Below are 23,346 nucleotides of genomic sequence, written 5' to 3'. Positions count from 1 at the left end.
CCGATCGGACGACGAGGGCGGGCGGACCGCGGCGCGGCTGTGCGCCGCGGCCTTCTTGAGGGATGGGGACGGAACGCGCGTGATACGAGGACGCACCTCTTCTGGTGGGGCACGGGGCAGACTCTCGCTGCTGGTCAGCGGCTTGCTGGTGGCCGGTGTGCTGCAGGCGGCCGCCGTGCCGGTGGCGCGGGCGGACGACATGCCGGGCAAGCCCTCCGCGGGCAAGCCGGTCGCCGGGCACTCCGGCACCGCCACGGTGGCGCGGGCGCGGGACGGGCTCGCCCACCACCCGGCGCTCGCCGCCGAGCAGACCTGGAACCGGCCGGGCAGCGCCACCGTGACGCTGCCCGCCGCGCACACCCAGGGCGCCGCGGCGCACGCCGGAAGCCTTCCGGTGAGCCTGACCGTGCCCGCCGCCCCGAAGACCGGGAAGGCCCCGAAGGCGGCGCCGCTCGGCGGACCGGCCACCGTACGGGTCCTGGACCGGAAGAGCGCCCGCGCCGCCGGGGTCGACGGCCTGCTGTTCACGGTCACCCCGCAGCGGGGTGCCACCGGCGACACCGTCGGTGTGCGGGTGGACGCCAGTGACTACGCGCGGGCCTACGGCGGGTCGTACGCCGCCCGGCTGCGTCTGGTGCGGCTGCCGGCCTGTGCGCTGACCACGCCCACCAGGACGGGGTGCACCACCGCCACCGCGCTGCCCGCCACGAACGACGCGGCCACGCACACGCTGTCGGCCGCGGCCGTCCCGCTGGCGGCCACCGGCTCCGCCGCCGCGACGACGGTGCTGGCCGCGACCGCGGGCACCTCCAGCGACCACGGCGACTACACCGCGACCTCGCTCGCGCCCTCCTCGACCTGGAACGTCGGCCTCAACAACGGCGCGTTCACCTGGTCGTACGACATGCCCGCACCGGCCGTGCCCGGCGCGTTCGGCCCCAAGGTGACGCTCTCCTACGACTCCGGCCAGGTCGACGGGCGCACCAGCGCCACCAACAACCAGGCGTCCTGGGCGGGTGACGGCTTCGATCTGTCGCCCGGCTACATCGAGCGCAGCTACAAACCGTGCGCTGACGAGGGCGTCAAGGACTCCAGCGGCAACAAGGTCGGCGACCTGTGCTGGTCCTACGACAACGCCACGATCTCCTTCGAGGGCCACTCCGGTCAGCTGGTCGCCACCGGCGCCAACTCCTTCCGGATCGAGGGTGACGACGGCACCAAGGTCGACCGGATCTACGGCAGTGCCGGTGACGTGCGCGGCAACGGTGCCCACAACGACGAGTACTGGCGGGTGACGATGACCGACGGCACCCAGCACTACTTCGGTTACAACCGCCTGCCCGGCTACGCCGGCGGCAAGGCGACCACGAACTCCGCCTGGAACGTGCCCGTCTTCGGCAACAACGCCGACGAGCAGTGCCACGGCTCCACCTTCGCCACCTCGTGGTGCCAGCAGGGCTGGCGGTGGAACCTCGACTACTCCGTCGACCCCCACGGCAACGCCATCGCGTACTACTACAACAAGGAGACGAACTACTACGGCCGCGACAACACCGCGGCCGACGCCACCGTGTACGACCGCGGCGGCTCCCTGGACCACATCGACTACGGCCTGAAGTCCACCACGGTGTACTCGGCGAAGGCCCTGGGCCAGGTCCAGTTCACCAGCGCCGAGCGCTGCCTGGAGACCACCTCCGGCACTTGCGACGCCTCGAAGATCGACACCAACTCCACGTACTGGTACGACACTCCGTGGGACCTCAACTGCAAGTCCACCGGTGACTGCGACACCTTCGGGCCGTCGTTCTGGACCCGCGAGCAGCTCACCTCGGTGAACACCCAGGTGCTGAAGTCCGACGGCACGTACGCGCCGGTGGACACCTGGAACCTGGCCCACCAGTGGGGCATGGCCGACATCGACTACCAGCTGGAACTGGCCTCCATCCAGCACGTCGGCAAGGCCGACACGCCCGAGGGCGCCCCCGACCTGACCCTGCCCAAGGTCACCTTCGGCTACGACCAGCGCACCAACCGGCTGAACATCCCCGGCGACAACACCTCGCCGTTCGTCAAGGAACGCCTGTCGACGATCGACGACGAGACCGGCGGACAGACCGACGTCACGTACTCCACCGCGGCGTGCGACGCCGCCCACCTGCCGACACCGGACTCCAACACCACACTCTGCTACCCGCAGTACTTCACCAAGCAGGGCGCCGAGGACCCGTCCCTGCAGTGGTTCAACAAGTACGTGGTGAACCAGGTCATCCGTACCGACCGCACCACCAAGTCCCCCGACGAGGTGACGAGGTACGACTACCTCGGCGGGGCCGCCTGGCACTGGGACTCCGACGACGGCATCACCAAGGAGAAGTACAAGACCTGGTCCACCTACCGGGGATACGCCCATGTGCGGGTCGAGACCGGCGGTGAGGACCCGGTCGGCATGCTGTCGCAGACCGACCACTACTTCCTGCGCGGCATGGACGGCGACAAGACCTCCGGCGGCACCCGCGCCGTGACCGTCTCCGACGACAACGGCGGCACCATCACCGACGACAACGCGCTGGCCGGGCGGGAGTACAGGACGGAGACGTACGCGGCGCCGGGCGGCAAGGTCCTGGCCAAGACCGTCAGCACGCCCTGGCACCACCAGACCGCGTCGGTCACCCGCAGCTGGGGCACCATTGCCGCCGACCTTACCGGGACCGCGGAGACACGGTCGTGGACGTCGCTGGACGACGGCGCCGGGTCGTCGTGGCGGACCACCGACGTCACCCACACCTTCGAGAACACCGCGGGCCGGGTACTGACCACCGACGACCACGGCGACATCTCCACCGCCACCGACGACCGGTGCACCAGGACCAGCTACGTGGACAACACCACCGCCTGGATCCTGGACGACCCGTCGCGGGTGCTGACCCTGTCGGTGTCCTGCACGGCCACCCCCGACTACGCCAAGGACGTCCTGTCCGACACCCGTACCGCCTACGACGGACTGGCCTACGGGGCCGCGCCGACGGCCGGTGAGGCGACGCACACCGCGACGCTCAAGTCCAACGACGGCACCACCATCACCTACCTGGAGTCCGGCGCGGGCTACGACACCTACGGGCGCAAGACCTCGACCACCGACCTGACCGGCAACGTCACCGCGACCGAGACCGGCGCCCCGCAGCGCACGGACCGCACCGACGGACGGACCACCACGACGGCCTTCGCGCCGACCACCGGCTTCCCGACGACACTGACGGTCACCACGCCGCCCGCCACGCCGGCCAACTCGGCCACCGCGCAGACCACCACGACGACCCTGGAGCCCGTACGCGGCCTCGCGGTCACCGTGGTGGACACCAACGGCAAGCGCACCGACACCACCTATGACGCGCTCGGCCGCAAGCTGAAGGTCTGGCTGCCCGACCGGGCGAAAGCCGGCCAGACGCCCAACGACTCCTTCGCGTACACCGTCACCGACGGCCAGCCGGTGACGGTGGCCACCACCACCCTGGCCGGGACGGGCACCGCGACCTCGTACACCCTCTACGACGGGTTCCTGCGGGTCCGGCAGGCACAGGCCCCCGGACCGCAGAACGGCATGCTGGTCAGTGACACCTTCTACGACTCCCGCGGTCTGACCGCGAAGTCGTTCGCCACGTACTACGCCGCCAAGGCACCGTCGACGGTGCTGTTCACGCTGGACGACGCCTCGTCGGTGGAGACGCAGACCTGGAACACCTACGACGGCCTCGGCCGTGTCGTGCAGAGCCAGAAGGTGGCGGGCAACGGCGACGGCGGCCAGGTGCTCGGCACCACCACGACCGTCTACGGCGGCGACCGCACCACGGTGACGCCGCCTCAGGGGGGCACGCCGACCACCACCCTCGTCGACGCCCGCGGCAAGACCGTGGAGCTGGACCAGTACCACGCGGCCACGCCCACGGGCGGCTACGACAAGACGCTGTACACCTACACCCCGGCCGGCGACCTGTGGACGCTGACCAACCCCGCGGGCACCATCTGGTCCTACACCTACGACCAGCGCGGCAACCAGCTCACGGCGGTCGACCCGGACAAGGGCACCACCAGCTCCCACTACGACGACCGCGGCCAGCTGCTGTACACCACCGACCAGCGGGGCAAGAGCATCGCCCACGTCTACGACGGACTCGGCCGGGAGACCGAGACACATGACGGGACCGACGCGAGCGGACCGCTGCTGACCAAGCACGTCTACGACCCGACCGGTTTCAAGGGCCAGGTGGCCTCCGCCACCCGCTACGCCGGCGGTGCCACGGGCTCGGCCTACACGGTGGCCTACCAGCTGTACGACAACCTCTACCGGGCACACCGCACCACCACGACCATCCCGGCCGCCGAGGGCGCGCTCGCGGGCTCGTACCAGGGCAACGTGCAGTACAACGCGGACGGCACCACGCAGTCCGTCGGCTACCCGGCGGCCGGCGGCCTCGCCGCCGAGGCCGTCACCCCCACCTACGACGCGCTGCTGCGCCCGGTGACGGTGTCGGGGTCCGGCGGTGCCACGTACACCACCGGCACGGTGTACAGCAACATCGGTCAGGCGCTGCAGTACACCTACCAGGCGCCGGGCAAGAAGATGACCCAGGTCACCAACACCTACGAGTGGGGTACTCAGCGGCTGTCCAACTCCCGTGTCGACCGCCAGGACGTGGCGGGTACCGACAGGTCCGCCACCTACGGCTACGACCAGGCCGGTGACATCACCTCACTCACGGACGTCTCCCGCGACGGCACCGACGCCCAGTGCTTCCAGCGCGACTACCTCGGCCGGGTGACCGAGGCATGGGCGCAGGGCACGGCGGGCTGCGCGTCCACCCCGTCGGCCGCGAGCATGGGCGGTCCGGCCCCGTACTGGCAGTCCTTCGGCTACGACCTGGCCGGTGACCGCACCAAGGAGACCGACCACTCCACGGCCGGGTCCGCCCAGGACACCGTCCACGACTACGCCTACCCGCCCGCCACGAGCCCGCAGCCGCACGGCGTCACCCAGGTGACGACCACCGGGCCCGGCGGCACCTCGCAGGACTCGTACACCTACGACAAGGACGGCGACACCCAGACCCGCACCCTGGGGGGCGCGCCGCAGCAGACCTTCGTCTGGGACGGCGAGGGCCACCTGGCCCAGATGACCGCCCCTGACGGCAGCGGCGGCACCAAGACCACCTCCTACGTCTATGACGCCGACGGCAACCGGCTCGTCACCCGTACCGACGCCGCCGCCACGCTGAACCTCGGCGGCACCGAGGTCACCGTCGCGGCCGGCTCCAGCACCCCGCACGCCACCCGCTACTACGACCTGGGCGACGGCAACGAGGCGGTGCGCAACGACGACAACTCGGTGTACTTCCTCCTGGCCGACAGCCAGGACACCGGCCAGCTGGAGGTCAACAGCGCGGACCTGACGATGCAGGAGCGCCGCACCACCCCGTTCGGCGGCACTCGCGGCACGACGCCATCGGGCTGGTCGGGCGACAAGGGCTTCGTCGGGGGCACCAACGACCCCGGCACCGGCCTGACCCATCTGGGCGCCCGCGACTACGACACGACCACCGGCCGCTTCCTGTCGGTCGACCCCGACCTCGACAGTTCCGACCCGCAGTCGCTCAACGGCTACGCCTACGGGGGCAACGACCCCGTCAGCAACTCCGACCCGACCGGCCTGTACACCTGCCGCAACGGCCACGAGGGCTGCGACGAGCACGGCAACGCGTGCGGCTCCGACTGCAGCGCCTGGGCGACGCAGACCGGTGACTGCGTGCACACCGAGTGCAGCAACAGCAAGGTCAACCAGAACCCCGACGTGAGCCTGAAGAAGCAGCGGCAGGTCTCCTACGAGGCGCACCACTGCAGCGACCTGTGCGACACCCTGGGCTTCTCCGGACCGTCGGATCCCGAGTACCAGCAGCTGCTGGAGTCGGTCTACGGGCAGTCCAAGGAACGTGCGATCGACAACTCCAACGCGTCCCTGAAGGCCCAGTACTGGAACACCCACTTCCACCCGCGCTACGACTACACGACCTCGGAGTACATCGGCCCGAACAGCCTCGGCGACCCGCAGGGCGTCATGTGGTTCTTCGAGCACCATCCGCACGACGTGTTCCCGTTCAAGGTCACCGGCTGCGGGTCGTTCGTGAACGGCGCGGTCTGCGTCCTCCATCCAGGGGACTCCGAACTGCACGGCCTGGGCAACCTCGCCGGCGGACCGGGAAAGGTGCGGGTGTCCATGAAGACCAACACCTCATTCACCTTCACGGTCATCGCCAAGGGGTACTTCGACCAACCCGGTTCGCAGATCACGTTCTCCATCTCCTCCCGCAAGAACGGCCTCTACCTCACCCAGCACGGCTGGACCACCGGCTCCAGCTATCTCGGCTGGCTGGGGACGAAGCTGGGCTTCGCCAAGAAGACCTGGCAGCAGCAGGCCCGCAACCTGCGCAGCGCCCTGGACCAGGGCGAGAACATCATGAGCCCGACCTACGGCATGGGCGACTGAGCGGCATCCCGTACCACGGATGAGAGCGCGCGGTGGGGTCGGGGAGCCCACCGCGCGCTGCTGTGCCGCGGCCCTCGCGGAGGCGCTGCCACACCTCCGGCGAATGCGCAACGCGCAGGGGCGGACACGTGAAGTTACGTACCTCGATGCGTAGTTCCACCGAAGCTGCGGCGCGGCGGGGCGGGGGAGAGTGCCTGCAACAGGTGCCGGACCCCAACAGAAGGACGACATGTTGAGGCAATCGACCGGGACGCAGACCGCCGACCTGCCGGGCCGCTCGTGACGGCCCCGGGTCTCAGTTCGACTCGACCGCTCGACCGCGCCGCGCCCGTACGTACGGGTGAGCGCATCGGCGCCGCACCGCCGTCCAGTTCCTGGCTCGACCCGGTGGGGACCGCGGGTCTGGTCGACAGCCGGACCTTCGAGGTCCCGATCGCCCTGCTGCGGGCCGCCGACTCCCCGCGCCTGAAGGGCGCCGACGGCGGGCACACCCGGCTGCTGGCGGAGACCGACGCCGAGCTGCCGCCGATCCTGGTCTGCCGTGGCACGATGCGGGTGATCGACGGGATGCACCGGCTGGAGGCGGCCCTCATGCGCGGCGCCGAGACGATCAGGGTGCGGTACGTCGACGGCGACCCGGACGCGGTGTTCGTGCTCGCCGTGGAGTCCAACGTCCGCCACGGATTACCACTGACGCTCGCTGACCGCAAGGCGGCGGCGGCGCGCATCGTCCGCTCCCATCCGCACTGGTCGGACCGGGCGGTGGCGGCCAAGACGGGTCTGGCGCACAAGACGGTGGGCGCGATCCGGCGCCGGTCAAGTGGGGAAATTCCCCAGTTGGGTGAGCGCGTCGGCCAGGACGGGCGGGTGCGCAAGGTGCGGGTGAGCGCGCCCGCGCAGCTGGAGGACGGGCGGCCCGGCCGTACGGGCGAGTTCGGTGTGTCGCCGGACGGCGGCGGACCGGCGGGGTCCGAGACGCGCTCCACCGAGGCGCAGGCGCAGGTCCGCGGGCGATCGGTCAAGATGGTGTCCGCCACGGCCGACGCCAACGCGGTGCTGCGGCTGCTGAGTTCGGACCCGTCGCTGCGGTACACCGACGCCGGCCGCACCGTCCTGCGGATCCTGCAGGCGCATGTGTGCGCCACCGACCGCTGGGACCAGCTCGCCGCGGCGATGCCCGAGCATCTGCTGGACCTGCTGGCCGAGCTGATGCGCAAGTGCATCGACGACTACCACGAGTTCGCCGCGCAGTTGCAGCGGCGTTCGAGCCCGTGACCGGCCGCCCGGGCGGGCAGGCCCTACGGCCGCGCCGCGTGGGCGGCGACCAGGTCGAGCCACCCGCTGAAGATCCGGCGCGCGAACCGCTCCATCCGCACGCTCTGCTCCCGCAGTTGGGCGGCGGTGCTGCTCGGGCCGTCGGCGCCCCTGCTGCCGATCAGCTCGGCGGCGCAGTCCGGCACGTTCAGCCACTCGTCGAGCAGTTCCGGGTCGACTTCGAGGTGGAACTGGACCCCGTAGGCGCGGTCGCCGACCCGGAACGCCTCGTTCGGGCAGCCGGGGGAGGTGGCCAACGCGGTCGCGTGGTGCGGGCGTTGGGCGTTCTCGCCGTGCCACTGGAAGACCGGCAGTGTCCGCGGCAGGCCGCCGAACAGCGGGTCACGGAAAGCGGGGGAGTCGAATTGCACCGTGTGTATTCCGTACACCGCTTCCGCCGGCGCGACCGCGGCGCCGAAACTGGCGGCGAGTAGCTGCGCCCCCAGGCAGACGCCGAAATACGGCGACCCGGCGCGGACGGCGCGCCGGATGTATTCCTGCTCGGGGCGCAGCCACGGAAGATCGTCGTTGACGCTCATGGGACCGCCCATGGCCAGAACCGCGTCGACGTCTTCCGGAAAGCTTTCCCCCCGGTCCACGCGTACGGTGACCTGCTCCATTCCGCGCTCGGCGACAAGGCGGCCGAAGAGGCCCGGCTTCTCCCATGAGGCGTGCTGCAGAACCAGGACCCGGGCCGGGGCCCCGGAGTGACGCCGCTCGTCATTCGACACGGTGTGGAGTCCCTTTTCTCGAAATCATCGACCACGAATACCGTCCGGGCTGGTGCCGGGCGGGGTCGGCCGCGGACCACCCTGACGAGGCGACCGCCGTGCGGTCAAGGCGAATTCCCGTTCCCCGGCGGCGGCTTCGGGTGACATTGACCGCGCGGTTCGGCGCTGGCACCATCATTTCGTTCGCAGGCCAGCGCTCGAACAATTCTCGGTTATCGGCCCTTCGCGGACCCCACACCACGCCAATCCGGCAGAACGGTGACTCACTTGACGTACGTGATTGCGGAGCCGTGTGTCGACATCAGGGACAAGGCCTGCCTCGACGTGTGCCCGGTCGACTGCATCTATGAGGGCGCCAGGTCGCTCTACATCAATCCCGAGGAATGCATAGACTGCCACGCCTGCGAGCCGGTCTGTCCGGTCGAGGCCATTTACCCGGACCACGAACTGCCCGACCGGTGGTCGGAGTACGCGGATATCAACCGCTCGTTCTTCGTCGAGGTCACCGACCTCGGAAATCCCGGCGGCGCCTCCACGGTCCCGCAGCAGACCGTCGACCACCCCGTCGTAGCGGCCCTGGCCCGGCGGGAGCCGACCAAGGACTAGGGCCTGGTGGTCCGCTCGGCCCCGGTCGTCAGCGCTCGTCCCACGGCTCGAAAGGATGCTCAGAATGCAGGACATGAAGTGGAAGGAAGAGGGCTATCCGGCGCGGTTGGAGGAGCGGCTACCGGATGACGTCGTGCGGTGTCATCTCAGCCCCCGCAACTGCAAGATCCGGCCCGGCCAGCACGGCTTCTGCATGGTGCGCGCCAACCGGGACGGGCGGCTGGTGAGCCTGAACTACGGCCGCTCGGTGCACGCCACGGAAGAGACGATCGAGACCGAGGCCGTCTTCCACTACGAGCCCGGCGCCCGGATCCTGTCGATGGGCAACATCGGCTGCATGCTCAACTGCGACTACTGCCACAACTGGAAGACCTCGCAGGCCCGTTACGTGGCGGACAAGGACGTCTTCTACTACACGCCCGAGCAGGTCGTCGACATCGCCAGGCGGCACCAGATCGATGTCATCTCCTGGACCTACAACGACCCGGTCGTCTGGCACGAGTTCGTCGTGGAGACCGCCAAGCTGGCGCAGGAAGCCGGGATCGTCAACCTCTACAAGTCGGCCTTCTTCATCTCCCCCGAGGCCATCGAGGAACTGATCCCGGTCATCGACATCTTCTCGATCTCGATCAAGTCGATCGACCCGAAGTACTACCGCAAGATCACCAAGGGCTGGCTGGAGCCGGTGCTCGACGGGACCGAGCAGGTCTACCGCGCGGGCAAGCACGTCGAGGTCTCGACGCTGATGGTGACCGACCTGAGCGACAACGAGAAGACGGCCGCGGACGTGGCCAGCTTCGTACTCGACCGGCTCGGCCCCGAAGTGCCCACGCACTACGTGCGCTTCCACCCGGACTACAAGATGACCGACACCATCCGCACCCCGATCGACCGGCTGGAGGCCGCCCGCCAGGTGGGCCTCGACATGGGCCTGCGCCACGTCTACCTGGGCAACGTCTACGACACCGAGTCGGTCAACACCCGGTGCTACAGCTGCGGGCAGCTCCAGGTCACCCGCTACGGCCTCAACGCCCGCATCCTGGGCGTGACCATGGCGGGGCTGTGCACCCAGTGCGGCGCCGACGCCAACATCAAGCGGATCCCCAAGGGCGTGCGCCGGCCCGCCGTCGTCCAGGACCTGCCCGCGGACGTGAAGTTCGACACCGCCACCTTCGACTGGTACGGCGATGTGCGCGCCCTGCACGTCCAGGTCCGCAACGACTCGGCCCAGGAGCAGCAGGTCTACTACCGGCGCAACCTCAGCGACACCCGCAGCAGCGAGTGGTCGGTGCTCGACCTGCAGCCGAACGAGAGCTACCGCTTCATCGCCGCCAAGTCGGAGGCCGAGGAGGCGGGCGTGGCCGTGGCGGTCCCGCCGAACTGCACCTCCTCGCTGCACCAGGTCTTCGACCGGGCGCACTTCCCGACGACCGAGGCGGACAGCGGTTCGCTGAACGCCGACGTCACCCCGCTGCCGCTGTTCGTGCCGCAGCGCTGACCGGAGGGGACTCCCATGACCGAGGAAGACAGCGCCGGGCAGGTGCCGGACGTGGTGACCGTCCGCGGCGCCGACGTCAAGGGCCGTGAAGCGTTCGAGAACCTCAACCGGCGCGTACTGGCCCACAACGACAAACTCATGCTGGTCGAGCACGTGATGGAGAAGGACTCCGTCTTCCCGCTGCACAGCCACCCGCACGAGCAGTTGGCCTATCTGCTCTCCGGGCACATCAGAGTGCGCGCGGGCGACGAGGAGTTCGAGGCCGTCGCCGGGGACAGCTTCGTGGTCCGGGGCGACGTGGAGCACCAAGTGCACGCCCTGGAGCGGTCGGTGGCGCTGGACATCTTCACGCCGTACCGCGAGGACTACGTCGAATGGCGTGACAGCAGTTCCTGATTCCGAGGAGAACAGACCGGCGGCGCCGTGCCGGGCCCGGGGACGCGTGGTCCCCGGAGCCCGGCGCGGCCCGGGCGGCGACAGCACCGCCGTGCGCCGCGCCGCCGGTCCTACGAGCCCTGAAAGGTCGTGGCCACGTTGACGAGCGTGTTCGAGGACCAGCGGCGGACCGGCGGGGACCGGGCCGACCAGCCGCTGGCGATGGTGATCGGCCCGACGCGGCCCGCGCCGTCGGTACTGGCACGGCTGGACAGCCCCGCACCGCCGCTCACCGATCCCGGCTTCATCGCCGAGTTCGGCTACTGCCTGGCCGCACTGCGCGAACTCGCGGGCGCCGAGCGGGCGCGGGCCGTGGTGACGCCCGGCAGCGGCACCAACGGAATGGAGAGCCTGGCGGCGAGCCTGCTGCGGCCGGGCGTCCCGGTGCTGGTGGCCTCCACCGGGATGTGGGGCGACCGGTGGCGGGAGATCTGCCTGCGCCACGGCATCCCGGCGTACGGACCGAAGGCACCGGTCGGCCGGGCGCCCGACATCGGCACCCTGGACGAACTACTCTCCCGCCGGCCCTACCAGGCCCTGCTGGTCGCCCATGTGGACTCCAGCAGCGCGGTACGCGCCGACCTGGCGGAGCTGGCCCGGCTGGCCCACGGGCACGGCGCGCTGCTGCTGGCGGACGGCGTCTCGGCGATCGGCGCCGAGCGGGTCGAGTTCGACGCCTGGGATCTGGACGGCTACCTCGGCGCGCCGCCCAAGGGCCTTGCCGCCCCCGCGGGCCTGGCCTTCCACCTGCTGGGCGAGCGGGCGCGGCAGGTGCTGCGCACACGGAGCTGGCAGCCGTCGACGTACTCGCTCGACCTGGCCCCCTGGCTGCCGGTCATGGCCGCCACCGAGCGCGGCGAGTCCGGCTACTTCCAGTCGCCCGCGGGGTCGTTGGTGCTCGCGCTGGCCGAAGCCCTGCGGCTGGCGCTGGCCGAGGGCCGGGACGCCCGCGTCGAGCGGCACGCCGCGCTGCGCGACCTGCTGCACACCGGGCTGACCGCACTCGGCATCGGCCTGCTCGTACCGGATCCCGCCGAGCGCGCCAACGGCGTCACGGTGGCGGCGGTCCCGGCAGGACTGGATCCGGCGCGGTTCCTCGGCGCGGTGGCCGAGCAGGGCGTGATCCTGCCCGCCGGGACACTGCCCGCGACGGGGCAGCGCACCTTCCGTATCGGACACCTCGGCACCGTGGACGAGGCCGACATCCAGCGCACGCTCGGCGCCGTGGAGGCCGCGCTGCTCGCCCTCGGGAGCCCGGCATGACGGCCCGCACCCTCGCCGCCCGCCTGACCGCCTTCGGCGCCGCGCCGGAGGTGACCGAGTGCGCCCTGCCGGAGCCGGACTCCGGCGACGTCCTGGTCGAGATGCACTACGCGAGCCTCAACCCGGTCGACACCTATGTCATCGCGGGCGCCGTGGGCGCGGAGGCGAGCCTGCCGCGCACGGTCGGGGTCGAGGGCGCGGGCCTGTGCGGCGGCCGTCCGGTCGTGGTGCACGGCGGCGGCCTGGGCATCGTCAGGGACGGCACCTGGTCCGCTCGGGTGATCGCGCCCGCCGACGCCGTCGTGCCGGTGCCGGACGGGCTGAGCCTCACCGCGGCCGCCACGGCGGCGGTGGCCGGAGCGACCGCGATCCGGGTGACCAGGGACGTCGGCGAGGTCGGCCCACTGGACCGGGTTCTGGTGCTCGGCGCGTCGGGCGGCGTCGGCCAGGCGGTGGTCAGCCGCTGTGTCGACGAGGGCGCCCAGGTCTGGGCGCAGACCGCCGACGCCGCCAAGGCGCCGGGGATCGCCGCCCTGGGAGCCACCCCGATCGTGGCGGGCACGGCCGCGCAGCTCCTGGAAGAGGCGGACTCGGTGGTGCCGACCCTGGTCTTCGACGCCCTCGGGCGTTCCTTCACCGGCGCCGCCGTGGAACTCCTCGCCGATCACGGCCGGTTGGTCAGCTACGGTGTCTCGGCCGGCCCCGACGTCACCGTCTCGATGCGGTCGGTCTACCGCAAGAACCTCCGGCTCCTCGGCTACGGCGGCCTGACCGCCTCGCCGCGGGAACGACGCGCGGGCATCGAAGCCGCGCTGGCCGCGCTGAACAGCCGCGCCATGACGGTCCCGATCCACCAGATCCACCCGCTGGACGAGGTCGCGGCGGCCCTGAAGGCGCTGAGCGACCGGGCCGCGACGGGCAAGATCCTGCTGGATCTGCGTGCGGGTGCGCGGAGTTGACGGTGGGCCGCGGCGGACCGCCGCCGCGGCTCAGCTCAGCAGCCCGCACCGCCCGAAGGCGTCGGCGGCGCGGGCCGACGCGAACACACCGTTGCGCTCGAACAGGCGCAGCATGGCGCCCGCCGCCGCGCGCATGTCGGCGTGCACCCGGTCATCGGGGTATGTCTCCTCGATGACCGCCAGTGCGGCATCGGGGTCGAGCTCCGCCGGTTCGAGGATGCCGACCATGGCAGCCAGATCCGGCTTGAGGAATGCCACCGCGAATTCCGGCAGCAGCGCCCCCATCGTTTCCCGCTGCGACGCCGTGAGCTGAGGCCAGGCGTATTCGAAGAACCGGGTGAAGTAGGCGTGGTGCCGCCCCTCGTCCTCGGCGTGGTCGGCGACCGTCTCGCGTACGGCGGTGAACACCGCCTGGTCCCGGGGAACAGCGCCGAGGATGCCGGATATCAGGGTTTCCGAGACCGTGGTGAAGAAGACGTCCGCCAAGGGCCGCAGCGATGTGTCGAGTTCGGCTTTGATCTCACTCAGCCGGGCCATGAAATACGGATCCCCGAGCGTTTTCGGCCGCAGGCCGGTGGCGGCGACGAGCTGTCGCTGCAAATCGTCGGAGAACTGCGCGTGCCACACCTCGTCGGTGCATATCTTGTAGGAGTCGCTGAGCATTTCCTCGGGCAGGTCGAAACCGCTGCGCCGCCGGCTGATGAGCTGGGTGGTCGGGGTGACCACGAGCTGTTCGAGGTCGGCGGTGAAGTCCAGGTAGACATGCAGCCGCCGCAGCAGGATCGCGCTGATCACCGACTCGCTCTGCTCCCTGACCAGGGGGTGGTAGAGCAGCGGGACCAACCCGGGCGGGAACGGGACCTTGCCCTGCTCGACCTCCTCCAGGATCCGGCGCGGCTTCACCCGGACGCTCGACCTCTCCTCCCACCGGGAGAAGGCGGAGCGGTAGTCCTCGGACGGGCGGGAACGGGAAGGCAATGTGGTCATCCTCTCGAATCGCCCCGGCTTCGGGGAAGCGGTACCGGACTGATGACCACCGCAGCTTGCGGCCCGGTCGGTGTACTCGGCAAGGGAACCCCGCGAGGGAACTCGGCGAGGGAACTCGGTGAGCGGCCCGGCTGTGGACGGCGGCGCCGCGATCCGGGCATCCTGTGCTTCCCAGCGTGCCGTCCGCGGACTTTGACAGAGGAATCGGTGAGAATGAGCGAGACCACACCTCGGGAATGGCCCGTCGACCAGTCGATCGTCGACAGACTTCAGGACGCGTACACCGGAGCGCTCACGGACATTCTCGACGGGCTCGGTTATGTGAAGCAGAGCCTGTCCGGGAATTTCCTCTTCCGGGATCCGACGATGCGGATGGTCGGGCCGGTCTATCCGGTGGAATGCACGCCGAATCCGCTCGCGGTGTCCCACGGCAAGTCCGCCAGGGGCCTGTTCGAGATGCTCGACTCGGTGCCCGGCGGCCACATCGTCGTCGTCCAGATGAACGGGATCGACGCCTCCGTCTTCGGTGACCTGTCCATCACCGCCCTGCAGTCCCGGGAGGCGGCGGGCGCGCTGGTCGACGGCGGCACCCGCGACCTGCACGCCCTGCACGAGATGGGCTTCCCGGTGATGTCCCGGTTCGTCCGGCCGCAGGGGTTCATCCAGCGCGGCGACTGGGTGAGTTGGGGCCAGGAGCCGGTGCTGATCGAGGGCGTACGGTTCACCCCCGGCGACTACGTGGTCGCCGACGGCTCGGGCGTGGTGGTGGTACCGAAGGAGGTCGCCGCCCAGGTCGCGGAGCAGGTCTCCGGGATCTCGGTCAAGGAGGAGGCCACCCGTGACGCGATGCGCTCCGGAATGTCCCCGCTGGAGGCGTTCGAGCGCTACATGGTCAAGGGCGAGGCCCGGGAGATCCAGGCACCGGTGCGCACATCCGCCGACTCGGGCTGCTGCAAGGAGCGCAAGGCCGCACAGGAGCGGGCGGGCGGCGGCGCCGCACGGACCGAGGTGGCGCTGACGACCCGCGCTACCGGGCCGGGCAGCGGTGCCACCACCCGGACCTCCGCGAGCGCCCGGATCGAAGAGGGCGACGTGACCCGCAGCGTCAGCATCCAGCAGCTGGAGGAGCGCGGCGTGGATGTGGTCGCGCTGCGCGAGAAGCTGATCGACAACGCGGCCGCCGAGTTCACCACGTACTACTACTACACGGTGCTGCGGCACTTCCTCGCGGGCAAGGAGGACTACAAGGCGATCTGCGAGGACGCCCGCCTGGAGGACCGCTCCCACTTCGAGTTGATCTCCCCCCGGATCTACGAGCTGGGCGGCACGCTGCCGTTCGACATCAGGGACCTCGCGGACCGGTCCGGCTGCGGGGACGCGTACCTGCCCAACACCAACGACGGCCGCCTCACATGGGGGTTGGAGGACGGGCCGAGCCCGGCGAACGCGGTGGAGATCCTGACCGTGCTGCTGGAGGCCGAGCGCTGCGCGGTCCGCTCCTGGTGGGAGATCTGCGACATGACGCTGGGCAAGGACCCGCGGACCCACGAACTGGCGATGCGCATCCTGAACGAGGAGATCGAGCATGAGGCCTGGTTCATCGAACTCCTCGCCATGGAACGGGACGGACAGGCCCGCCCGTCCGGGCACTTCAAGCGCGGCACCGTCGGCGACGCCCCGTGGAGCCGGAACCGCCCGTTCGACCACTCCTGAAGCCGAACTCGCACCAGAACCCGAACCCGCATCCGAACTCCGCCCGGGTGCGGCGGAGGTGGAGATCAGGATCGAGTACGAGGGCAGGGTCGTCACGATCCGGGCCGGGCGCGACGAGTTCCTGCTCGACGCCGCGGCCCGGCACGGCCTCTGGCTTCCCCGCACCTGCCGCCAGGGCCTGTGCACGACCTGCGCGGCGCGGATCACCCGGGGCCGGACGGAACACTCCGCCGCCCGGCGGTTCTTCGCGGCGGACGAGTCGGCCGGCTTCGCCCTGCTCTGCTCGGCGCGGCCGCTGACCGACCTCACCGTGGTCGCGGGCGAGCGCACCGCGTTCCGCGACCACCGCATCCGCAACGGGCTGCCGGTGCCACGCGCCTGAGGCGGTTGCCCTTGAGCCCTCAAAACGGTTGCCCGGGTCGTGCCCGCGGAACCCTCACGGCATCGGCTTTCCCACCGGACATCGGATTGGACGATCGCGCCATGCGACTCTTCATCGCCGGACGCTTCTGCGTCTCCGTCGAGGACCTCGACTTCCTCAACCCCAACAAGCTCGAAGACGGCCGGGAGTGCGGGTCCCGGCTCGAACTGCGCCTCGTGCGGCCCGACACCGAGCCGGGCTCGATCTATGTGTCCCGGGCGCTCGCCGTCGACCGGGCGGTGTGCCGCTTCGACCTGCTGGAGACGGCTCCGCACGCCCAGGACCGCATGCACTGGCATCCGCACATGCCGGGCGGAGAGGGCCGTAAGCGCTCGCTCGACCCGGAGCTGAGCAGCGACCCGCTGGGCTGGCTCGGCCGTCAACTGCGGGACGCGGTCAGCCTGCTCGGTCCCGCGGGCGTGCCCGAGCCCGAGCAGTACGCGCCCGACGCGCTGGCACTGGCCGCGATCGCGGACGAGATCGTCGAGGCCGCCGCGGCGAGCCTGGCCCGTACCCGGCGGCCCTGGCAGCCCGTGGCGGCCCGGGACGAGCGCGGCATGGCCGTGGCCGGCTGACCTCGTGGCATCCGACGCTCCGCTCAGCGTGCTGGTCGTCGGCGCGGGTGCCACCGGTGGCCACTTCGGCGGCCGGCTGGCACTCGCCGGCCGCCAGGTGGCCTTCCTCGTCCGGCCCGACAGGGCACGGCAGTTGCGCCGCGACGGCCTGGTACTCCACGGGCCGCGCGGCGTACAACGGATCGAACCCGTACTGGTCACGGCCCGAGATCCGGTCGAGCCGCCCGACCTGATCCTGCTCGCGGTCAAGGCGTACGCGCTCGGCCGGGCGGTCGAGGACCTGTCGCCCGCCGTCGGGCCGCGGACGCTCCTCCTCCCGCTGCTCAACGGGATGCGCCATGTGGAGGTGCTCGCGGCGCGCTTCGGCGAGGACGCGGTCCTCGGCGGCGTCTGCCGGGTGTCGGCGGCGCTCGATCCGGACGGCGCGGTACGGCAGCACACCGACGAGGCGGTGCTGGAGTACGGGCCGTGCGGGGCGCGGGAACCGGCGGGTCTGGGGCGGGTGCACGCGGGGCTCCGCAACGCCGGGTTCGACGCCCTCCCGGCCGACGACATCCGGGCGTCGATGTGGCGCAAGTGGGCGCTGGTCGCCGCCATCGGCGCGGTGACCTGCCTGATGCGCGGCGTGATCGGCGAGGTGGTCGCGGCACCGGGCGGCCGTCGCTTCGCCGAACAGGTGGCCGCGGAGTGCGCGGCCGTCGCGGCCGCCTGCGGTGTGCCGCTGGGCGCCGGGGGACTGCGGCAGGTGACCGAGGCCGTCACGCAGGAGGGTTCGCAGCGGGCCTCGTCGTTGTACCGGGACCTGCTGAGGGGCGGTCCCACGGAGGCCGACCACATCATCGGCGACCTGGTCGTACGTGCCGAAGAGCGGGGCGTGGACGTCCCGTTGCTGCGGCTGGCGCATCTGCATCTGAGGGTCGGTCAGAGACCGTCCGGCTGACGGCTGATCGGACGGTCCCGTCCGCCCGGCCGCGGGAGAGGAAGAGGACCTGATGGCAGCGGAGACGATCGGCGACCGCGACCGTGAACGGGAGCGCCACCGCGCACGCGCCGGGGGAGGCGGAGGGGAGCGCGGCGCACCGCGCGCTCCCCGGCTGCGGTTCGCGTCCGGACTGGTCATGGTCGGCCCGGCGTTCGCCGCGGCGGTCGCGTACGTCGACCCTGGCAACTTCGCGACCGACTTCGCCGCCGGGACGGACTTCGGGCCACGCCTGCTCTGGGTGGTGGCCGTGGCCAACGCCTTCGGCATGCTCGTGCAGATCCTGGCGGCCAAACTCGGCCTGGCCACCGGCCGCAACCTCGCCGAACTGTGCCGCGAGCGGTACCCCGCTCCTGTGGTGCTCGGCCTGTGGCTGGTGGCGGAGTGCGTCGCGATGGCCACCGACCTGGCCGAGGTGATCGGCGGCGCCGTCGCCCTCCAACTCCTCTTCCACCTGCCGCTGCTCGTCGGCGGCGTCCTCACCACCGCCTGCTCCTTCCTGCTGCTGGCCGGTGAGCACCGGAACAGGCGCCGCTTCGAGGCGGTGGTGGCGGGCTGCCTGGCCGTGGTCCTGGCCGGACTGGCCGTGGAGCTGGCCCGGGCCGGAACCGGACCGGGAGGTGCGGTGGCCGCGGGCCTGGTACCGCACGCGCCCGGTTCGGCGGCCCTGGTGGTCGCGGGCGGAATCGTGGGGGCGACCGTGATGCCCCATGTGGTGTTCCTGCACTCCGACTTGTCCGCGCGGCACCGGGCGGAGCTGCCAGGGACGTGGGAGACCAAGGAGACCGAGCAGACCGTGGAGACCACGGACACCGCGGAGTCGCCGAAGCCCGCGCTCGCGCGCCTACGGCGGCAGGTCCGTATCGACGTCTTCGTCGCGCTCGGCATCGCCGGACTGGCGAACATGGCGATGCTGGTACTCGGGACGAGGCTGTCCCACGCCGGTCCTACGGCCGCCGCCACCCTGCAGAGCATCCACAGCGCCCTGGGCACCGACGTCGGCAAGGGGGCGGCCCTGGGATTCGCCGTCGCGCTGCTCGCCGCGGGCCTGGCCTCGACCTCGGTCGGCACCTACGCCGGGCAGGTCATCATGGCCGGGCTGACCGGCCGGACCCTCCCGCTCACCCTGCGCCGCCTGATCACCGCGCTGCCCGCGCTCGGGGTGCTGCTGACCGGGACCGATCCGACGGCGGCGCTCATCTGGTCCCAGGTGATCCTGTCGTTCGGTATCCCGTTCGTCCTGGTGCCGCTCATCTCGTGCACCCGCGACCCGTCCCTCATGGGTCCGCTGGTCAACACCCGGGCGGTCTCCGCGATCGCCATGGCCGTCGCGGGCGTCATCCTGGTCCAGAACACCTGGCTGCTGGCCACGATGGTCCAGGCACGGTTCCGGTGACCGGGCGGCGCACACTCTTTGCCCCGCCCGGTCCGAACGTACGTCACATGCGGTCACACGGACGCGAGTTCACCTTCAGGTCGGGGCAGGGACCGGTCCAGGTCCGGCATCCCGAGATTGCGCATGCGCAGCACCCGCCCGTTCGCCCACATGCACGGCTGGATGAGCGTGTCCACCAGGCCCAGGAAGCAGAGCGTGCCGACGCCGACGGGTCCGCCCATGAGCCAGCCGGACACCAGGAGCGTGCCTTCCAGCGTCATCTTCGAGATCCACAGCGGCCAGTGCCACTTGTCGACCATCGCGATCGCCACGAGGTCCATGGCCCGTATCCCGACCCCGCTCATGATGATCAGCGCGGAGGCGTAGGCGCACAGCACGGTCGCCAGCAGCATGTCGGCCACGTGCGAGAAGGGCAGGAAACGCGCCGGGTCGACCGCCCGCAGACGCAGCACATCGATGATGCTCCCGCACAGGAAGAACGTGACGAGCGGGGTGACCACCGGGCGACGGCGGTACCACGCGGCCCAGACGCCGATGCAGAGCACCGCGATGACGGACTGCCCCACACCGATGGTCAGCGGCACGTGCTTGAGCAGCCCGAGGGAGAAGACGTCGAGCGGATCCGTGCCGAGTGAGGCGTAGATGAAGAGATAGCCTCCGAACGAGAAAATCACGCAGCCTGTCAGCCAGATACCGATGTGCCGGGCCGCGTAAGGCAATCTTCGGCGGACGGTGCCGCCGGGAATGCGCGCGTTTTTTTCCATGATGATCCACCTCTCGGTTCGTGAAAACTCGGGAGTGGGTGACATTCCCCGCGACGAAGAAAAGGCAGGGGCCCTTTTCGCCACTTTATATATCGACCGGGTACGGCGAAAGCGCGTCGCCCCGGGGGGAGTCGGCAGGCGAATTTCCGCCATGCTCGCGGGCGTACTCACCCTTCCTTGACCGCGGGTTCACGCATCCGGATCGTGGGGCACCCGCGGGGCGGTGACCGGACCGGCCCCGACCTTCTCCGATCGCGAGGACCGATGTCGCAGAGCGTCGCTGACAGCAGGATCCACCCGTGGTTCGGCGGCCCGCTCGATCCGCCGAAGGCCACGGCCGAGGACATCCGCACGGTGCAGCGGCACGAGATCCGCGACATCGGCCACCCGGACTCGGAGTACCTGCCGGGCGCACCGTTCCTGCTGCCCCGCTCCTCCTACGCCGAGTTGTTCCGGGCCACCGACACCATGGCGGGGCTGCTGCACCGCGCCGCCCTCGAAGCCGGGCCGACCACCGCGGAGCGCATGGCGGTCTTCCGCGCCACCGACCAGGACTACCCGCTGTTCCTCGCCGACCCCCTGATCGAGGAGCGCTACGCCTCCTGCCTGGTCCGCCCCGACATCGTCATCGGCCCGACCGGACCGCAGTTCCTGGAGCTCAACATCAGCGGCGGGTTCGCCGGGACCGTGGAGAGCCACTGCGGCTACGCCGCCTGGCGGGCGCTCTACGGCGGCGGCGCCGGGGGAGAGCTGCCGTTCAGCCACTACGAGCCGTTCGCCGCCCGCGCCGACCTCTTCGACACCGTCTGCGCCGAACTCGCCCTGCCGCGCCGGCTCGCCTGGGTCGGCACGGTACGCGAGTCCACCGTGCCCACCGATCGGACGCGGTACTTCGACCTGGAGACGGACTACCTCAACAGCCGTGGATTCGAGGCCCGTTACGTCGAGGTGGCGGACGCCGACGAGCTGTGGGACTGTGCTCCGCGGGACCGGTACCCGCTGGGGCTGCGCCACTTCAACGTGGCGGACCTGGCGACGCTGGGGATCGGCATCGAGCCGGTCCGCCGGGCGCTGGACGCCGGCTGCCTGCTGCTGTCCACCCAGACCTCCGGGTTCCTGGGCAACAAGATGGCGCTGGGCCTGCTGTCCGAGGGGCGGCCGTGGATGAGCGCCGCCGAACACGCCTTCGTCGAGCGGTACTTGCCGTGGACCCGCGTCCTGACCGACCGCCGTACGCACGTGGGCGGCACCGAGGTGCAGCTCCTTCGCTACGCGATCGACCACCAGGAGGACCTGGTCGTCAAACGGGGGATCGGCAGCAACGGCCGGCAGGTCGTCATCGGCCGGGAGACCGAAGCGGGGATGTGGCGGGAGACCGTCGAGTCGGCCGCCGCGGCGGGCACCTCGGTGGTGCAGCGATTCGTGGAGGCCCAGCCCGCTCTGCAGCCGGTGCTGACCGACGCGCTCGACGCCCCCGAAGTGGTGCCGGTGACCCCGGTGGTCAGCCCGATGCTCTTCGGCCGCCGCCCCGCGGGCATGCTCATCCGCTTCTTCGCCGACGACTCCGCCGGGATCATCAGCGTCGCCTCGCGCTCGGCCATGTTCAACGTGGTCGTGACGCAGTGAGATCCGGCTGATTCAGGTGTCCTTTCCGGACCGCGGTGCTCTACGATGACCCCGCCGGGGTGGCGGAATAGGAAGACGCACCCGCATACGAAGCGGGCGGACCACGGTCCTTTGGGGGTTCGAATCCCTCACCCGGCGCGCCACGATATTCTGCCGAGCGCGCTTTCCGCTCGGTTTGCTCAACGATTGCGTGTGCGCGGTGAACCGGCACGCGGCACCACGAGGGGGAATTATCCGTACGTTCGCCGCAGCGGCGAAAGCAGAGCTCATCGAGACCCTGAACGCCCAGGACCGGGCGGCCAGAGCACTCATATGGGCCACGATCGTCACCTGCCTCGGCGCGGGACTCAACTACGCGGTCGCCGCCATCTACTTCTCCACGGTGATCGGCCTGTCCGCCGCGCAGATCGGCACCGGGCTGGCCTGCGCGGGCGTGGCCGGGATCGGCGGGGGCTACCTCGGCGGCCACGTGGCCGCCAGGATCGGCTCCCGCCGCACCCTGGTCCTGAGCCTCCCCGTGCTGGGCCTGGTGATCTGCGCCTACGTCCTCGCCACCGACATGGTCGCCTTCACCGTGCTCGCGTCCGCCGTCTCGGTCCTCAGATACGCCAACACCACCGCGCGGGCCACGATGATCGCCTCGGGCTTCTCGGGACCCGAACGGGTCCAACTCCGGGCCCGGATGCGGGTGGTGACCAATGTGGCGACCGGCGCGGGAGTGCTGCTGGCCGGGATCGTCCTCGCCTTCGGCACCACACCCGCGCTCAAGGCGGCCATCGTCGCCGTCGGCGTACTGACGGCGTTGAGCGCGCTGCCCCTGATGTCACGTCAGGCCGGAGCCAGGTTCGTGGACCACCAGGCCGCGCCCGCGCACGCCGCCGGGGAGAGCGCCGCCCCCGACCGGGGCCGGTCGCCGTTCGCCGACGTCCGGTACCTCACGCTGTCCCTGCTGGTCGGCGTCAACGCCATCTACTTCACGCTGCTCGACTTCGGCATCCCCCTGTGGGTCAGCCAGCACACCCACGCACCGGTCGCGCTCATCTCGGTGCTGCTCGCCTCGAACACGGTCGTCATCGTGCTCCTCCAGGTCGCCGCGTCGAAGGGCACCGACGAGGTCAGGCTGGCCGGCCGCAGCGCGTTCCGCGGCGCCGCCCTCATCGCGGCCGCCTGCGCGCTCTGCGCGCTGACCGGGGGTCTGGGCGCCGTGCTCGCCTCCGGGCTGCTGCTCGTCGCGGTCGTGTCGATGTCCGCGGGCGAGGCGTACAGCGAGGCGGGCGCCTGGGGCCTGACGATGGAGCTGGCCGACCCGCGGAACCAGGCCCGCTACCAGGGGGTGGCCGAGATGGCCTACGCCGCCGGCCAGACCCTCGGCCCGCTCGCCTTCGCCGCCACCGCCATCGCGCACGGAGGCTGGGGCTGGGCGATGCTGGCCGTGATGTTCCTGGCCTGCGGGGCCGGTCTCCACCTGCTCGCCCGCAACGCGGTCGCGCCCGGCACACCGCCCCTCCAGCCGACGCCCGAGCCGGTGTCCCCGGCCAACTAGG

Annotated in this window: 17 protein-coding genes and 1 tRNA gene; 15 read left to right on the top strand and 3 right to left on the bottom strand. The window is 70.9% G+C overall.

Annotation, left to right across the window (positions count from 1 at the left end; all coding sequences use genetic code 11):
* The first annotated feature begins 79 nt into the window (after window positions 1-79).
* Window positions 80-6,535 carry an RHS repeat-associated core domain-containing protein gene (locus AB0M29_RS05320; RefSeq protein ID WP_365379191.1) on the top strand — a complete coding sequence of 2,152 codons (6,456 nt, stop codon included), beginning with the start codon at window positions 80-82 and terminating at the stop codon, window positions 6,533-6,535.
* Between the two features lie 279 nt (window positions 6,536-6,814).
* Window positions 6,815-7,810: a ParB/RepB/Spo0J family partition protein gene (locus AB0M29_RS05315; RefSeq protein WP_365379188.1), complete on the top strand. Its 996-nt coding sequence runs from the start codon at window positions 6,815-6,817 to the stop codon at window positions 7,808-7,810.
* 23 nt (window positions 7,811-7,833) lie between these two features.
* On the opposite strand, the gene AB0M29_RS05310 is transcribed toward AB0M29_RS05315, so the two are convergent.
* Window positions 7,834-8,580, bottom strand: coding sequence for a type 1 glutamine amidotransferase (locus tag AB0M29_RS05310; protein ID WP_365379185.1), 747 nt, complete (start codon window positions 8,578-8,580; stop codon window positions 7,834-7,836).
* Between the two features lie 267 nt (window positions 8,581-8,847).
* Here AB0M29_RS05310 and fdxA point away from each other — a divergent pair, with 267 nt between their 5' ends.
* From fdxA to AB0M29_RS05285, 5 genes are all read left to right on the top strand, one after another.
* Entirely contained in the window at window positions 8,848-9,186 is a 339-nt protein-coding gene (gene fdxA, locus AB0M29_RS05305; protein ID WP_365379183.1) for a ferredoxin, read from the top strand.
* A 73-nt stretch (window positions 9,187-9,259) separates the two neighbouring features.
* Window positions 9,260-10,684, top strand: coding sequence for an AmmeMemoRadiSam system radical SAM enzyme (gene amrS, locus AB0M29_RS05300; RefSeq protein ID WP_365379180.1), 1,425 nt, complete (start codon window positions 9,260-9,262; stop codon window positions 10,682-10,684).
* A 15-nt stretch (window positions 10,685-10,699) separates the two neighbouring features.
* Window positions 10,700-11,080 carry a cupin domain-containing protein gene (locus AB0M29_RS05295; RefSeq protein WP_365379178.1) on the top strand — a complete coding sequence of 127 codons (381 nt, stop codon included), beginning with the start codon at window positions 10,700-10,702 and terminating at the stop codon, window positions 11,078-11,080.
* A 147-nt stretch (window positions 11,081-11,227) separates the two neighbouring features.
* On the top strand, window positions 11,228-12,382 hold the full coding sequence (locus AB0M29_RS05290) for an aminotransferase class V-fold PLP-dependent enzyme (RefSeq protein WP_365379176.1): 1,155 nt from the start codon (window positions 11,228-11,230) through the stop codon (window positions 12,380-12,382).
* Window positions 12,379-13,341, top strand: coding sequence for a zinc-binding alcohol dehydrogenase family protein (locus AB0M29_RS05285; RefSeq protein ID WP_365379174.1), 963 nt, complete (start codon window positions 12,379-12,381; stop codon window positions 13,339-13,341). The genes AB0M29_RS05290 and AB0M29_RS05285 overlap by 4 nt, the downstream gene beginning before the upstream one ends.
* 30 nt (window positions 13,342-13,371) lie before the next feature.
* On the opposite strand, the gene AB0M29_RS05280 is transcribed toward AB0M29_RS05285, so the two are convergent.
* A complete protein-coding gene (locus tag AB0M29_RS05280) occupies window positions 13,372-14,319 on the bottom strand; it encodes a diiron oxygenase (RefSeq protein ID WP_365379171.1) in 948 nt (315 codons plus the stop codon).
* Window positions 14,320-14,541: 222 nt separating this feature from the next.
* Between AB0M29_RS05280 and AB0M29_RS05275 the strand changes: the two genes are divergently transcribed.
* The 5 genes from AB0M29_RS05275 to AB0M29_RS05255 all read left to right on the top strand — a co-directional run bounded on the left by AB0M29_RS05275 (window position 14,542) and on the right by AB0M29_RS05255 (window position 19,412).
* Entirely contained in the window at window positions 14,542-16,041 is a 1,500-nt protein-coding gene (locus AB0M29_RS05275; protein ID WP_365379169.1) for a ferritin-like domain-containing protein, read from the top strand.
* 58 nt (window positions 16,042-16,099) lie between these two features.
* Window positions 16,100-16,423, top strand: coding sequence for a 2Fe-2S iron-sulfur cluster-binding protein (locus AB0M29_RS05270; protein WP_365379167.1), 324 nt, complete (start codon window positions 16,100-16,102; stop codon window positions 16,421-16,423).
* A 101-nt stretch (window positions 16,424-16,524) separates the two neighbouring features.
* Complete coding sequence (locus AB0M29_RS05265) at window positions 16,525-17,037, top strand: hypothetical protein (RefSeq protein WP_365379164.1); 513 nt, start codon at window positions 16,525-16,527, stop codon at window positions 17,035-17,037.
* Between the two features lie 4 nt (window positions 17,038-17,041).
* Entirely contained in the window at window positions 17,042-17,977 is a 936-nt protein-coding gene (locus tag AB0M29_RS05260) for a 2-dehydropantoate 2-reductase (protein ID WP_365379161.1), read from the top strand.
* Between the two features lie 52 nt (window positions 17,978-18,029).
* Window positions 18,030-19,412 carry an Nramp family divalent metal transporter gene (locus tag AB0M29_RS05255; RefSeq protein WP_365379158.1) on the top strand — a complete coding sequence of 461 codons (1,383 nt, stop codon included), beginning with the start codon at window positions 18,030-18,032 and terminating at the stop codon, window positions 19,410-19,412.
* Window positions 19,413-19,465: 53 nt separating this feature from the next.
* Here the strand turns inward: AB0M29_RS05255 and AB0M29_RS05250 are convergent, their stop codons facing one another.
* Entirely contained in the window at window positions 19,466-20,176 is a 711-nt protein-coding gene (locus AB0M29_RS05250) for a hypothetical protein (RefSeq protein WP_365379156.1), read from the bottom strand.
* 264 nt (window positions 20,177-20,440) lie between these two features.
* Here AB0M29_RS05250 and AB0M29_RS05245 point away from each other — a divergent pair, with 264 nt between their 5' ends.
* The 3 genes from AB0M29_RS05245 (at window position 20,441) to AB0M29_RS05235 (ending at window position 23,345) form a co-directional block, all read left to right on the top strand.
* Complete coding sequence (locus AB0M29_RS05245; RefSeq protein ID WP_365379153.1) at window positions 20,441-21,802, top strand: hypothetical protein; 1,362 nt, start codon at window positions 20,441-20,443, stop codon at window positions 21,800-21,802.
* Window positions 21,803-21,854: 52 nt separating this feature from the next.
* Window positions 21,855-21,941 (top strand) — tRNA-Arg (locus tag AB0M29_RS05240).
* Window positions 21,942-22,001: 60 nt separating this feature from the next.
* Window positions 22,002-23,345 (top strand): MFS transporter, encoded by a 1,344-nt coding sequence (locus tag AB0M29_RS05235; RefSeq protein WP_365379150.1) that lies wholly within the window; start codon window positions 22,002-22,004, stop codon window positions 23,343-23,345.
* The last annotated feature ends 1 nt before the right edge of the window (window position 23,346 follow it).

The organism is Streptomyces sp. NPDC051976, assembly GCF_040680795.1.
Lineage (GTDB): Bacteria > Actinomycetota > Actinomycetes > Streptomycetales > Streptomycetaceae > Actinacidiphila.
Note: the sequence above shows the minus strand (reverse complement) of the source record. Positions and strands in the feature narration are given on the sequence as shown.

What these genes read in the sequence shown, in the direction of transcription:
- amrS (WP_365379180.1), top strand. Translation starts at nt 9,260, where the DNA reads ATGAAGTGGAAGGAAGAGGGCTATCCGGCGCGGTTGGAGGAGCGGCTA.
- AB0M29_RS05295 (WP_365379178.1), top strand. Translation starts at nt 10,700, where the DNA reads ATGACCGAGGAAGACAGCGCCGGGCAGGTGCCGGACGTGGTGACCGTC.
- AB0M29_RS05285 (WP_365379174.1), top strand. Translation starts at nt 12,379, where the DNA reads ATGACGGCCCGCACCCTCGCCGCCCGCCTGACCGCCTTCGGCGCCGCG.
- AB0M29_RS05275 (WP_365379169.1), top strand. Translation starts at nt 14,542, where the DNA reads ATGAGCGAGACCACACCTCGGGAATGGCCCGTCGACCAGTCGATCGTC.
- AB0M29_RS05265 (WP_365379164.1), top strand. Translation starts at nt 16,525, where the DNA reads ATGCGACTCTTCATCGCCGGACGCTTCTGCGTCTCCGTCGAGGACCTC.
- AB0M29_RS05255 (WP_365379158.1), top strand. Translation starts at nt 18,030, where the DNA reads ATGGCAGCGGAGACGATCGGCGACCGCGACCGTGAACGGGAGCGCCAC.
- AB0M29_RS05250 (WP_365379156.1), bottom strand. Translation starts at nt 20,176, where the DNA reads ATGGAAAAAAACGCGCGCATTCCCGGCGGCACCGTCCGCCGAAGATTG.
- AB0M29_RS05245 (WP_365379153.1), top strand. Translation starts at nt 20,441, where the DNA reads ATGTCGCAGAGCGTCGCTGACAGCAGGATCCACCCGTGGTTCGGCGGC.